Raw genomic sequence first — 13,169 nt, 5'->3', positions numbered from 1 at the left:
ATGCGTCAGTATCTCGAGTTGATGCGCCACGTGCGCGAGCACGGCGTGAAGAAGACCGACCGCACCGGCACCGGCACGCTTAGCGTGTTCGGCCACCAGATGCGCTTCGACCTCGACGAGGGCTTCCCGGTGGTCACCACCAAGAAGCTGCACCTGCGCTCCATCATCCACGAGCTGCTGTGGTTTCTGCGCGGCGACACCAACATCGCCTACCTGAACGAACACGGCGTGAGCATCTGGGACGAGTGGGCGGACGAGCAGGGCGAGCTCGGTCCGGTGTACGGCGCGCAGTGGCGCTCCTGGCCGACGCCCGACGGCGGTCACATCGACCAGATCGCGCAGGTGGTGGAGGACATCCGTCGCACGCCCGACTCGCGGCGCCTGATCGTGAGCGCGTGGAATCCGGCCGATGTGCCGCGCATGGCGTTGCCGCCCTGCCACGCCTTTTTCCAGTTTTACGTGGCCGAGGGCAAGCTCTCCTGCCAGCTCTATCAGCGCAGCGCCGACATCTTCCTCGGCGTGCCGTTCAACATCGCCTCGTACGCCCTGCTCACGATGATGATCGCGCAGGTCACCGACCTTAAGCCGGGCGAGTTCATCCACACCCTGGGCGATGCGCACCTGTACCTCAACCACCTTGAGCAGGCCGACGAGCAGCTCGCGCGCGCGCCGTTCCCGCTGCCGCGCATGGTGTTGAACCCCGCGGTGACGTCGATCTTCGCGTTCCGCTACGAGGACTTCACGCTGGAAGGCTACCAGTGCCACCCGGCGATCAAGGCGCCGGTGGCGGTCTGATGGCCATGCGCTGGGAGACGCTGCTCTCGCGCCGGCGCCTCGGCAAGCGCGAGGTCGACGCCGCGGTCAGCGCGCGCACGGACTTCCAGCGCGATTTCGACCGCATCGTGTTCAGCTCCGCCTTCCGGCGCCTGCAGGACAAGACGCAGGTATTTCCGCTGGCGGGCAACGACTACGTGCGCACGCGCCTCACCCACAGCCTGGAGTCGTCCTCGGTAGGGCGCTCGCTGGGCACCCTGGTGGGCGAGCGTATCATCGCGCGCCACCGCCTCGGCCGCGACGTCGACCCGTCCGATTTCGGTGCCATTGTCGCCGCGGCCTGCCTGTCGCACGACATTGGCAACCCGCCTTTCGGCCACCTCGGCGAGGACGCCATCTGCGAGTGGTTCGCGAGCTCGCCGCTGGGGCAACGGGTGCTGGAGCAACTCACCCCGGCCGAACGGCTGGATCTCGCGCGCTTCGAGGGCAATGCGCAAGGCTTTCGCATCCTGGCGCGGCTGCAGAGCCGCGACAACCCGGGCGGGCTGCAGCTCACCGCCGCCACGCTCGGCGCCTTCACCAAGTATCCGCGCGGCAGCACGGCGGCCGGGCAGGGGCAGGGCGCGAGCGCCAAGAAGCACGGCTACTTCGCCGACGACGCGGCGCTGTTCGCCGAGGTGGCCGAGACGCTCGCGCTTCTGCCGCGCGGGGAGGGTGCTTGGTGTCGCCATCCGCTCGCCTTCCTGGTCGAGGCCGCGGACGACATCTGCTACCGGGTGATCGACCTCGAAGACAGCTACCGCGTGGGCCTCCTTGAGTACCGCGAGGTCCATGACTTGCTGCGCGCGGTGGTGGCGGAGCCCGATCTCGACCGGCGCCTGGCCGGCATCCGCGGGCCCAAGGAGCGCATCGAGTACCTGCGCGCGCGGGCCATCAACAGCATCATCCTGCAGGTCACCGAGAGCTTCATGGAGCACGAGGCGGCGATGCTCGAAGGGCGCTTCGATGCCTCGCTGCTGGACCACATTCCCGCCGCCCCCGCAGTGCAGGGGCTGCTCGAGATCGCCATGGCGCGCATCTATGTCGCGCCGCAGGTGATGGAGGTCGAGGCCGCCGGCTTCGAGGTACTGGGCGGGCTGCTGGAGGCCTTCGTCGCCGCCGCGGAGGAGGTGGCCGCGCACGGCGCGCGGGCCGCCTCGCGCAGCCGGGTGTTCCTGCGCCTGATCCCCGAGCAGTTCATCGGCTCGGCCACCGCGCCCGAGCCGGCCGCCTACCGGCGCCTGCTGGGCATCACCGATTTCGTATCCGGCATGACGGACTCCTATGCAGTCACCCTCTACAAACGCATCAAGGGGATCTCGCTCCCCCAGCGCTGAGCGCGGCAGCCGCGGCGCGCGCCTATCACTCTTTGCCGTCCTCGCCTGCCTGCTGTGGTTGAGTGCCTGCGGGCATGAGTCGCGGCCGGCCGATCCCCCGCCCGACCCGCCGCACCCGGCGCCCGAACGCGTACTCTCTGGCATCGACGTGCTGGCGGCGCAGGACTTCGCGCCGCTGGCCGGAAAGCGCGTCGGCCTGATCACCAACGCCACCGGCGTGGACCGCGCGCTGCGCTCCACCGCCGACCTGCTGCACGAGAGCCCTGAGGTGGAACTGGTCGCGCTGTTCGCGCCCGAGCACGGCGTGCGCGGCGACCGCCCGGCAGGCGAGCGCATCGCCTCCTACACCGACGAGACCACCGGCCTGCCGGTGCACTCGCTGTACGGGCGCACGCGCGCGCCCACGCCCGAGATGCTGGCGGGCCTGGACGTGCTGGTCTACGACATCCAGGACATCGGCGTGCGCTCCTACACTTACATCAGCACACTGGGGCTCGCCATGGGGGCCGCGGCGCGCGCCGGCGTGGCGGTGCTGGTGCTGGATCGCCCCAACCCGCTCGGCGGCGAACGGGTGGAGGGGGCGCCGGTCGAGCCCGGCCACGAGACCTTCGTCGGCGCCTATCCGATTCCTTACGTCTACGGGCTTACCGTGGGCGAGCTCGCGCAGATGATGGTGGGCGAGGGCTGGTTGGGCGAGGACCTCACGGTCGACCTCGAGGTGGTGCCGCTCGAAGGCTGGCGCCGCGACATGGACTTTCGTGCCACCGGGCTGCCCTGGGTGATGACCTCGCCGCATATCCCGACCCCCGAAAGCGCCGCGTTCTATGCCGCCACCGGCATCCTCGGCGAGTTGCAGGTGCTGTCTGAAGGCGTGGGTTACACGGCGCCGTTTCGGTTCATCGGCGCGCCGTGGATCGAACCGGCGCGCTTTGCGGCCGAACTCAATGCGCTGGGCCTGCCAGGCGTGCACTTTCGGCCGGTGCACTACACGCCTTTCTATGGGCGCGACCAGGGCAAAGCCCTCGGCGGCGTCGAACTGCACCTGCGCGACCCGGCGCAGGCGCCGCTGATGGCCATCCAGCTGCACGCGCTCGCGGTGCACAACCGGCTCTATCCTCAGCACGACGCCTTTGCGCGCGCGGCGACCGACCGCCTGCGCATGTTCGACCACGTCGCCGGCGGTCCGCGCCTGCGCGCGGCGCTCATGGAAGGTGGCAACGCGTGGCAGGCGGAACTCGAGCGCGGGGTGGCGACGTTCCAGGAACGGGCGGCGCGCTATTACCTCTACTGAGCGTAGAGTGGCGCGTATGAGGCCATTGGGGCGCATCGCACGCACCGCAATGCTGATCTCCCTCAAGAGTTAAACGCCCTTGGCGCAATGCGCTGCGCTTATTGCGCCCTACGGCCGCCGATACTTCGGACGAATGTTTCAGCCCAAACGAGACCGGGGGCCTGTGGCCCCCGGTTTTGCCTAGCTTGGTTCGCGTCAGTTGTCGTCCTCGTAATCGCGATACCAGAATGTCCGCGTGCGCCGTTGCAGCGGCTCCGACTGGCTGGGCGCGATGTTGGTGCCGAGCATCGAGCCTTCCACAAGACGCGTATTGCCCTCGTCGTCCTCAATCGTCGTGATGAAGTAAACGGGCGAGGGCGGAAAGCCGCCGCCGGGGACGATCTGAGCACGCTCGCCCCCCTCGAGCCGCCCCGCACCATTGCGGAAGTCAATGGAGTAGATACGGGCGATACCCAGTGCTGCGCATGAGCCGGCCGCCGGCGGCGCGGGTTGGTTGGTGGCGAAGGTCACGGTATTCGCGAGCGTCTGCGCCGTGCCGACCGTCTTCTCTGCTGGTCCCAGGTTGACGTACCAACCGTTGCGCGTGACTGTTCCCGAGGAACCGTCAGTTACATCCGTAAGGTCAGCGTTTTCCAACGGATACTGAGTCGGTTGATACGGTTGTTCCTCATCCGTTCCATCCGTCCCATCCGTCCCATCCGTCCCATCTGTTCCGTCTGTTCCGTCCGTTTCAAACGTTTGGGGTCGGTCCTTGACCATGTAAAAACGATCTTGTACGTCGGTTCGGAAGGGCGCCTCCCGATTGCCGCTGCCGATCGCGATTCCATAGAACTGCCCGTAGTCGTCAGTGCCCCGAACGACATCAGGGCGGAACAGGAACTTCCGCTCTTGCCCGCCCGCAAGCTGGGCAAGCTTGGTGACCGACCAGTCCTCGAAAGGCTCGTCCGGATTATCGGGGATAGACACGCGCCAGATGTTCCCGCCCGTGTCGCCGAAGTACAGCCGGTCTGCGTAGGGGCGGTCGGAGCGAACCACCGCGATATCCGCCGGCACGCTGAACTCCATCCCTTCCACTTCGACGTGCGCCCCCGAGTCGGGCGGACCGGCGCGCCACAGGACGTCGCCGTTTTCGGCATCCACCACGAAGATGCCGCGCCCCATGGTTGCGGCGGCAGCTGGATCCTGGTCTTCCGCGGCGGCATCGTAGCCTGCACCGAAGATGAGGACGGGACGATCGTACTTGGGGACCCAGGCGACTTGTGGCGCCGACCACGTCTGGCCCAGTTCATCCCAATGCGAATCGGATAGGTACCCCTCCATCCCGGGGCCGCGCCGCCACATCAGGCGAGGGTTGTCGACATCTGTCACATCCAGCGCGTACAAGAAACGGCCACCACGGCGCATGCTGAGGAACAACCACGCTTGCTCCATCTGGCCGTCGCTTCCCATCTGACGATGAACGCCGATCGATCCATCGACAAAGTAGGGTTTCCAGCCGGCCTGCCCAGGGACGGCGTCGTCCTCCCGGAGCTTATTCAGGTCGGCAAAAAACTCCGGTAGAACAAGGCTCCACAGCTCCTGGCCGCCGTCGTATCCGCCACGGATCGCCCGAAACATGCCGTCGTTGGAGCCGTAGTACACGACGATGTTCTCTAGGTTGTCGTCGCTATAGTTGAGCACTGCGGGTTGCGAGTGCAGCACGTCGCCGTGTACGGACGGTCGCGTTATCGTGGTCGCGGCCCCGGGGCGTTCCCGAATCGAGGTGTTGTCCGCGCCGCGAGCCCAGTTAATCACGGCATCCCGCTGGTCAGTGGCGACTTGTAGCGCCGCCGCGGTGATGTCGCTATTGTCGGTCGAAAACAGGGTGAACGGCTGGGTACCGGACCCAGTCCTACAGCTGCCCGTGCACGTATAGACCAACCGATTGCCGTGTGATACTGCGCGTTGCTGCTGTGCGGCACCACCTTTCTCCACTATGCCGCCATCAGGCAAGTCCGATGGCTGCTCAGGGTACTCCGAAGCCCAATAATTAACACTGTCGTACGTCCAATAGCTTTCCGCATGGGGAACGATAAACCCCGTATCTGCACTTTGCGCAGGGATACCTCGACGATCCGCCAGAAAGACTTGGCCGGTTACCGAATCGTAGCCGAGACGATAGAGCTTGAGATTGCCGAGCCATCGCGGACCGTCGTCCGGACGGAACACCCCCATATACACCTGGTTGAGGTGCGTGCCGCGTACGTTCACGCTTACTGGGAGGGAGGTAGATGCAAACACGCTATTTACCGCCTGGATGGAAGTCAGAATCTTCTCCAGCGCATCCTTCAGCTTGTCGGTAGTGTCGGGCTCGAAATACTGCCCACGTCCTTGCCCGGCCGCACTCCGCAATAACGCCCTGGCTGACAGAGGCTGGCGCTGCCGCTCATTCGCATGAACGGCAATGGTATGCGTCACGATGTTGCGGGCGCTGTTGGGGTCAGGATCGAGACGCGCTAGATAACGCGCGTACTCGTCCATCCAGTTGTCCTCGAACTGGTCGTAATCGATGATCTCTATCTTGTAGTCGGTGCTCCCGCCAATATCGCGAAGCGCTCGACCCGCTTGAGTGTCGTTTTCCGATGGTCCTCCAAACCCGATAAACACAATGTAGTTGCGTTGGCAGTCGGAATTGGGCGGGGCGACGTAATGCGTTCGCGCCTCGTTGAGGGCATCCCGATGATTGGGGCCGTCCTCGTCCTCCGGCCCATTGCGTAGCTCAGCGCCTGCGAAGTACCGGTACGCGTCGTTCATCGTATGCGCGAAGGGGCTGTTGTTTGTGCCATCGTCCTGGTGGGTCCACGCGGCGATCTTGGTGCGGAGGTCCTGTTGGTACTCGGCCGTTAGGGTTCGTATGGGTGCGTACACGTGGGCGCCCGCACTGCTTCCCGAAGGGTTAAACCGCATGATCCCGAGCCGGAACTGATTCTGCAGCCCCTCATTGCTCAGGATTGCGTCCAGCGCGGCCTTCAATGCGTCACGCCTAGTCTTATGGACGGGGTCGTCGAAACTAGAACCCCAGTTCGCCGAATTATCAATAATGAGAAGGACATTCGGCAAGATATCGCTGTCTGGATCGGGGGGCGGTATCAGGAATAGGTCGATGTCCTCCGCCACCGCCGATGAAACCAGTAGCACTACCAGGAAAAGCGAGTTCAGGAGATAGCGAGTTGAGGTTATGATCTGCATGTCCTAGCTTTCCTCGGTTGGCTCGGGCTCATCATCATCGGAGCTGCCCACACTGACACAGTCGGGATTGGCGGCGAGCATCGCCATGCGCACGCCTTGCGCGATGGCCATGCGCGCGTTGGTACTCGCGTTAAGAACCTGCGCGCGGGCGTGCCAGTAGGCGATCTCTACGCCCACGTCGTCATCGATTAGTTCGGAGTAACCAGCCTGCGGGCGCTGTTCCATGCACTGCAGCGTGTACTGCAGTTCTACTTCGTCGCCGACGCCCCGCGCGGCGAGAAACGCGGCCGCGAAGCTTTGCGCTTCCGTTTCGTCGCCGTCGATGCGGCGGAAGTTGCCGTAGTCGCCGAGCAGCTCTTCGATGAAGTCGGCGGCGAGTGCCTCGGCCTCCTGCTGCATCTGGATGTTGCCCGAGATGCGCATGTCCACCTGGGTCAGGTTGATGCTGGAGACGGCCAGGATGGTCAGCGCGAGCAGCACCACCAAGCTGACCAGCAGCGCGAAGCCGCGTTGAGCGATCATGAGGTCTGCTCCCAGAAGATGTTCTGCATGCGCACCGTGGCGCTGTAGACGTGGCGGCGGAATGCGTCGTTGAGCGGCCCGACCTCGGTACCGCCGAGCACATAGGTCTTGCGGTCGCGATGGCCGCGACTGGGCTCCACGTTGCGCGCCAACACATGCACGCGCGCGGCGACCACTTGCGCCCATTGGGCGCTGGTCGGCGTGCTCACGTAGGCGTCGCCGCTGGTGCCGGGGCTGCTTTCGTTGGGCTGGCCGTCGCCGTTGCGGTCGATGCCGTACTCGATCTGCAGGTTCTCGATGCCTTCGACCAGCGGCTGCGAGGCCCAGCCGCCGCCGCTCAACTCCGTGCGCCACAGGGTGGGAATGCCGTCGCCGCCGTCTTCGCAACGGCTGCACTCGCGTACGTAGTAGAAGCGGGTGAGGTAACGGCGTACACCGCGCTGTGCGGTACCGTCACCAAAAACGGGGTTGTTGGTGCCCTCCAGGAGTTGGGCGTTGCGAGCGTTGGTGTGCAGGTAGTACTGGTTGCTCTGGCGCCGGTCGGGGTCGCCCGGCTCGACCGATAGCTCATCGGTGTGGGCGCGGCGGATCACCAGCACCTCGGTGCCTGCGCGCGGGGTTCCCGCCAGACACGACGGGGCCGATGCGGCGGGGTAGCCCTGTAGACTTGCGGGCGGCAGGTCCGCCTGCAAGGCGCTTAGCGCGCTCGCGCAAGGGTCGGCGGGCAGGGTGGGCGTCTGGTCGGTGCGCACCCATTCGCCCCAGAAGCCGGCATGGCGGATCTCGTTGCGCAGTACCTCCAGGGCGTAGCGGCCGTTCTCGAGTTGTCGACCCGTCTGGGCGAGCTCGCCGTAGCGGGCACTGCTGGCGGTGATGATGGCGATCACGCCGCCCAGCAGCAGCAGGCTGATGGTGAGCGCGACCATGAGCTCTACGAGCGAGAAGCCCTGCTGCGCGCGGCGGTGGTGGACGGCTGGCGTCATGATGGCCCTCGTGTCAGTCCAGATGCGCGATGCGGAAGCGGTAGCTGACCACCCGGCGCAGGCGGTCATCATCGCCATAGGCACCCGTTGCGCACTCGTCATCGGGTACGGCGGTAGGGAGCATGCCTTGCCAAGCCACCGCCACGGTGTATTCTTCCGTCGCGTCGTCGTAGCGGATGCAGCCGCGGGCGCCGACCATGGCGCCGGCGTCGTTGTCGTCCTCGGTCTGGACGGCGGCGCCTTTGAGCAGGGCGTCCCATTCGGCTAGGTTCGTGGTGACGTGGTGACGCAGGTCGCCGCCCCAGGTGCAGGTGTAGTCATCGTCGTTGCCGGCGCCGAGTGTGTTATCGCCCAGTGCTTCCGCGTGGCAGGGGGCGAAGCTGCGTCCCACGCTGCGCATGCGCTCGACCATGTCCTCCACGATCATCAGTGCCTGCGTACGCTGCTGAGCCTCCAGCGCGCTTTGCTGCGCGCGTACCTGCAGCCCGGCGATGCCGAGGATGCCGAGCGCGACCACCAACAGCGCCACCAGGATCTCGATCAGGGTGAAGCCGCGCATTCTCATGAGCTGGCCTCGCAGTTGTCGCCTAGGGCGAGGTTGGGTCGGCCGCTGAGGTCGATGCGGATGGTGCGCTGGAATGCACCGCCGGTGGTGTTGCAGAGTTCGATGGTGGCGCCGGTGGTGCTCAACCGGCCACTGCGTTCGTAAATCAGTAAGTCCGGGCCGGTGATGCTCAGCCCCTCGATGGCCGACTTCAGGCGGACGCAGTCGGTGTTGTTGGGCGTCGTGCGGCAGCTGTCGTAGCTCGTGGCGCCGTCGGCAACGATTACCCAGCCGTTCTCCCAGTTCCCGTCGTTCGGTCGCACCCATACGCGCCCGTTGCGCTTGATGGCCTCCGCGCGGGCGTAGTTCAAGTCCGCGAACAAATTGGCCGCTTCGGTCTTCACACGCTGGTTGACCACGAAGGTCCCGAGGCTGGGCGCGGCGATGGCGGCGAGGATCCCGAGCACCGCGAGCGCCACCATCAGCTCGACGAGCGTGAAGCCGCCGGTGCGCGTCGGGCGCGTCATCAGCAGGCGTTCCCGCTGGTGTCGACGTCGGCCCAACCCGGCCAGCAGCCGCGGCGGTTACCGTTCGAGTCGAGCGAGATGGCCGAGGTGCCCGCCATGACGCCGCGCGGGGTGGCGAGCAGGGTGTAGCGCGGCGGGGCGGTGTCTGGCACCGTGATGCCGATGGTGTAGTGCGGGTCGACCTCGCTCGGCACGCTGGTGTTCAGGGCCGCCACGGTGCCGACATAGGCCCGCGTGTCGAGCAGCATCTGTTCCTGGCGGCTGGCGAGGTCGAGCAGGAACTGCTGCGCTGCCGAGGCGTTGCTGCGCTCGACGTAGCGCTGGTAAGAGGGCAGGGCGACCGCTGCGAGGATGCCGATCACGACCAGCACGATCAGCAGTTCGATGAGGGTGAAGCCCCGCGCCGCGTGATTGATTCGGATAGCCTGCATAGTTCCTCCCCTGGGTTTGGGGCTACGGTAGAATGCGGGCGCGCGGGGCAGCCAGCCCGCGCAGGACGAGCGGTCGAATCCGGCCGACGAATGGTCGACAAGGGGTGCGGGTGGGCAAATCGGATGTCATCGTGGTCGGCGGCGGCCTCATCGGCTTGCTGACTGCGCGCGAGTTGGCCCTCGGCGGGGTCGAGGTACGGGTGGTCGAGCGCGGCCAGACTGGGCGCGAGTCCTCCTGGGCCGGGGGCGGCATCCTCTCGCCGCTGTATCCCTGGCGCTATCCCGAGGCGGTCACCGCACTGGCGGCATGGAGCCAGCGGCACTATCCCGAACTCTGCCGGGCGCTCGCCGACGAAACTCCCACCGACCCGGAGTGGACCCAGAGCGGCCTGCTGGTGCTGGACGCCGCCGACGAGGCCGACGCGGCTGCGGCGTGGGCCGCGCGCCACGGCGTCGCCATCGAGCGGCTGGCGGGCGAGGCCGTACAGGCGGTGGAGCCGGCGCTCGGCACAGGCGCGCGGGGCGTGGCGCTGTGGTTTCCCGAACTCGCCCAGGTGCGCAACCCGCGCCTGGTGCGCGCGGCCCGCCAAAGCCTGGATGCGCGGGGTATGGCGGTGCTCGAACACACGCCGGTGGAAGGCTTTGTCGTCGCGGACGGGCGCGTCACCGGCGTGCGCACCGCGCAGGGCGTGCTGGCCGCCGAGCGCGTGGTGGTGGCGGGCGGCGCGTGGACCGCCGAGCTGCTGCGCGCGACCGGCTACGCGCCCGCCGTGGAGCCGGTGAAAGGGCAGATGATCCTGCTGAAGGGGCCGCCGGGCTTGGTGCAGCGCGTCGTGCTCAGCCGCGACCGCTACGTGATTCCCCGGCGCGACGGTCACGTGCTGGTCGGCAGCACGCTCGAGTCGGCCGGATTCGACGTGCAGCCGTCGGCAGAGGTCGCGGCCGAACTGCGACGCGAGGCCGCGCGCATTGTGCCCGCGCTGGGCGAGCTGCCCCTGGTGCATCACTGGGCGGGGTTGCGGCCGGGTTCGCCGGACGGCACGCCCTACATCGGGGAACATCCGGGCGTGCGCGGCCTCTATATTAATGCCGGCCACTTTCGCAACGGCGTCGTGATGGGCTACGCCTCGGCGCGGTTGCTGTCCGACCTCATGCTGGCCCGCCCGCCGGTGGTGGATCCGCAGCCGTACCGGCCCCGGGCGCCGGGGTAGCGCGAAGCCGCTCCCAGGATCGCGCCGCGCAGCCAGCTACCCTAGACGCGGTCTAAGCAGGCACCCTATAATCGGATCATGGCCAAATTTCAGGACATTACGCCCAGCACCCGCCGCGTGATCGAGCTGCTGCAGGCGCACGGCATCCAGCCGACCCAGCAGCGCGTCGATATCGGCGAGATCCTGTTCGCCCAGCCGCAGCATATGTCGGCCGAACAGGTGCTTACGCTGGTCAACCAGGACCAGCCCGGCAGCGTCTCCAAGGCCACCGTGTACAACACGCTGGGCCTGTTCGCCGAGAAAGGCCTGGTGCGCGAAGTGATCGTGGACCCCAGCAAGGTGTTCTACGACTCCAACACCAGCGATCACCATCATTTCTACAACGTCGACACCGGCGCGCTCACCGACGTGGACGCCGAGCATGTCGCGGTCACGCGCCTGCCGCAGTTGCCGGACGGCACCGAGGCCGCAGGCGTCGACATCATCATCCGTATCCGCAGCGCCCACGCCCCCCGCTGACGCGGTTGTCCGGCTTTTCGCCCTCACGTATACTTCCGGGCTCTTCGCACGCCGGTGTAGCTCAGTCGGTAGAGCAACTGATTCGTAATCAGTAGGTCGGGGGTTCGATTCCTCTCGCCGGCACCATTCCATCTTTTCCATCTTTCTGCCTCACCCAACGTGGGCCGGGACGCCGGCGCGCATTTGCTCTTCTCCGACGGTTGCCCGCGCCTGGTGGGCTACGCTCAGCATAGGGATATCTTCCTTTGCGGCGCGCGGCGCCGCGGCACGGAGTGCTGAACACATGAGCGAACCGGAGGAGTGGTCACCCGCCGCGGCGCAGCGGCTGACGACCGGCGTCGCGGGGCTCGACGAGATCCTGCACGGCGGACTGATCGAGGGATCGGCCTACCTGGTGCAGGGCGCGCCGGGGACCGGCAAGACCATCCTGGCCAACCAGCTATGCTTCTCTCTCGCGCGCCAGGGCGGTCAGGCGCTGTACCTCACGCTGCTCTCCGAGACGCACGATCGACTCATCTCTCACCTAGCCGACATGAGCTTCTATGACCGGAATGCCGTGTCGAGGGGGGTTTATTACGCCAGCGGCTTCGGGGCGTTCGAGCGTGAGGGCCTGGCGGGGATCCTGCGCTTGATGCGCACCGAAAGCCGCGCCCGCGGCGCCACGCTGCTGGTGTTGGACGGATTGTTCGTGCTGGAGGATGCCAGCGTCAGCGAGGTCGCGTTCCGTCGCTTCGTTTACGATGTGACCATCTTCGCGCAGCTCACCGGCATGACTGTGCTGCTGTTGACCAACAGCAGACGCGGCGCGGGCTGCCCGGAGTACACCTTGGTCGATGGCTGGATCGAACTCGGCGCGGATCTGAAGGATCTTCGGACCTACCGCTACCTGCACGTGCACAAGTTTCGCGGCAGTGCCTTCAGCGAAGGCCGCCATATGCTCACCATTTCGCAGGCGGGGCTGCGCGTGCTGCCGCGCCTGGAAAGCGAACATCTTCCTCAGACGCCAGAGGATGCGCGCGATCCCCGCGAGCGCATGCGCTATGCCACCGGCATCGAGGGCCTCGACCGCATGTTCGGCGGGGGCATTCCGCAATACTCCACCACGCTGCTGGTGGGGCCGACCGGCATCGGTAAGACCGCCTTCGGACTGCATTTCATGAGCCAGTGCACCACCGAGGACCCGGGGCTGATCTTCAGTTTCTTCGAGAACGCGGTCGAGCTGTGCGAGAAGGCCGCAGACTTCGGCATCGACCTGGAACCGCTGCTCGCCAGCGGCGCTTTGTCTATACGCCGCGAGCCGTCGATCGAACGTCTGCTCGACGAGTTGGCTTACGACTTGCTGGAGGAGGTCCGCGGTCGCGGCGTGAAGCGGCTTTTCGTGGAGGGGGTGGAGGCGTTTCACCAAGCGGCGGTGTATCCGGAGCGCCTTGGGCGCTTTTTGACCGAGTTGACCACTCGGCTGCGGGCGGCCGGCGTGACGTCCATGTACACCCTTGAGGTCCCCGAACTCATGGGCGGCGAGCAGGCGATCAAGGTCGGGCCGGTGTCGGCGGTCGCACACAACATCGTGTTACTGCGTTACGTCGAACTGCAATCCGAGACGCGGCGCAGCATCGCGATCATGAAGGCGCGCGAAAGCCGCTTCGACGCGAAGATCCGCGAGTACCGCCTGACGGATGAGGGCATCCGCATCGAGTCGCCTTTTGCGCACCCGGAGGATGTCCTGACGGGGCATCCGCATCGGCGTCGGGGGCGCGAGTAAC

Annotated in this window: 11 protein-coding genes, 1 tRNA gene and 1 pseudogene; 7 read left to right on the top strand and 6 right to left on the bottom strand. The window is 66.4% G+C overall.

The window, feature by feature from the left end:
* From HUS23_03695 to HUS23_03685, 3 genes are all read left to right on the top strand, one after another.
* A complete protein-coding gene (locus HUS23_03695) occupies window positions 1–795 on the top strand; it encodes a thymidylate synthase (GenBank protein ID QKT02973.1) in 795 nt (264 codons plus the stop codon).
* Window positions 795–2,150, top strand: coding sequence for a deoxyguanosinetriphosphate triphosphohydrolase (locus HUS23_03690; protein ID QKT02972.1), 1,356 nt, complete (start codon window positions 795–797; stop codon window positions 2,148–2,150). The genes HUS23_03695 and HUS23_03690 overlap by 1 nt, the downstream gene beginning before the upstream one ends.
* A gap of 148 nt (window positions 2,151–2,298) precedes the next feature.
* Window positions 2,299–3,441, top strand: a complete 1,143-nt coding sequence (locus tag HUS23_03685; GenBank protein QKT02971.1) for a DUF1343 domain-containing protein — start codon at window positions 2,299–2,301, stop codon at window positions 3,439–3,441.
* A 195-nt stretch (window positions 3,442–3,636) separates the two neighbouring features.
* Here the strand turns inward: HUS23_03685 and HUS23_03680 are convergent, their stop codons facing one another.
* From HUS23_03680 to HUS23_03655, 6 genes and pseudogenes are all read right to left on the bottom strand, one after another.
* Window positions 3,637–6,669 carry a hypothetical protein gene (locus HUS23_03680; protein QKT02970.1) on the bottom strand — a complete coding sequence of 1,011 codons (3,033 nt, stop codon included), beginning with the start codon at window positions 6,667–6,669 and terminating at the stop codon, window positions 3,637–3,639.
* Window positions 6,670–6,672: 3 nt separating this feature from the next.
* Window positions 6,673–7,191 (bottom strand): hypothetical protein, encoded by a 519-nt coding sequence (locus tag HUS23_03675; GenBank protein QKT02969.1) that lies wholly within the window; start codon window positions 7,189–7,191, stop codon window positions 6,673–6,675.
* An 884-nt stretch (window positions 7,192–8,075) separates the two neighbouring features.
* A pseudogene (locus tag HUS23_03670) lies at window positions 8,076–8,276 on the bottom strand (prepilin-type N-terminal cleavage/methylation domain-containing protein).
* Window positions 8,188–8,739 carry a type IV pilus modification protein PilV gene (gene pilV / locus HUS23_03665; protein ID QKT02968.1) on the bottom strand — a complete coding sequence of 184 codons (552 nt, stop codon included), beginning with the start codon at window positions 8,737–8,739 and terminating at the stop codon, window positions 8,188–8,190. The pseudogene HUS23_03670 and the gene pilV overlap by 89 nt, the downstream one beginning before the upstream one ends.
* Window positions 8,736–9,245 carry a GspH/FimT family pseudopilin gene (locus HUS23_03660; protein ID QKT02967.1) on the bottom strand — a complete coding sequence of 170 codons (510 nt, stop codon included), beginning with the start codon at window positions 9,243–9,245 and terminating at the stop codon, window positions 8,736–8,738. Before HUS23_03660 ends, pilV begins: the two co-directional genes overlap by 4 nt.
* Window positions 9,245–9,676: a type IV pilin protein gene (locus HUS23_03655; GenBank protein ID QKT02966.1), complete on the bottom strand. Its 432-nt coding sequence runs from the start codon at window positions 9,674–9,676 to the stop codon at window positions 9,245–9,247. The genes HUS23_03660 and HUS23_03655 overlap by 1 nt, the downstream gene beginning before the upstream one ends.
* A gap of 32 nt (window positions 9,677–9,708) precedes the next feature.
* On the opposite strand from HUS23_03655, the gene thiO reads away from it, so the two are divergent.
* From thiO to HUS23_03635, 4 genes are all read left to right on the top strand, one after another.
* Window positions 9,709–10,887: a glycine oxidase ThiO gene (thiO, locus tag HUS23_03650; GenBank protein QKT02965.1), complete on the top strand. Its 1,179-nt coding sequence runs from the start codon at window positions 9,709–9,711 to the stop codon at window positions 10,885–10,887.
* A gap of 78 nt (window positions 10,888–10,965) precedes the next feature.
* Entirely contained in the window at window positions 10,966–11,406 is a 441-nt protein-coding gene (locus HUS23_03645) for a transcriptional repressor (protein ID QKT02964.1), read from the top strand.
* 50 nt (window positions 11,407–11,456) lie between these two features.
* Window positions 11,457–11,532, top strand: a tRNA-Thr gene (locus HUS23_03640).
* Between the two features lie 157 nt (window positions 11,533–11,689).
* Window positions 11,690–13,168 carry an AAA family ATPase gene (locus tag HUS23_03635; GenBank protein ID QKT02963.1) on the top strand — a complete coding sequence of 493 codons (1,479 nt, stop codon included), beginning with the start codon at window positions 11,690–11,692 and terminating at the stop codon, window positions 13,166–13,168.
* The last annotated feature ends 1 nt before the right edge of the window (window position 13,169 follow it).

It is taken from the genome of Ectothiorhodospiraceae bacterium 2226, assembly GCA_013348725.1.
Classification (GTDB): domain Bacteria; phylum Pseudomonadota; class Gammaproteobacteria.
This window is presented reverse-complemented; position numbering and strand designations above follow the sequence as displayed.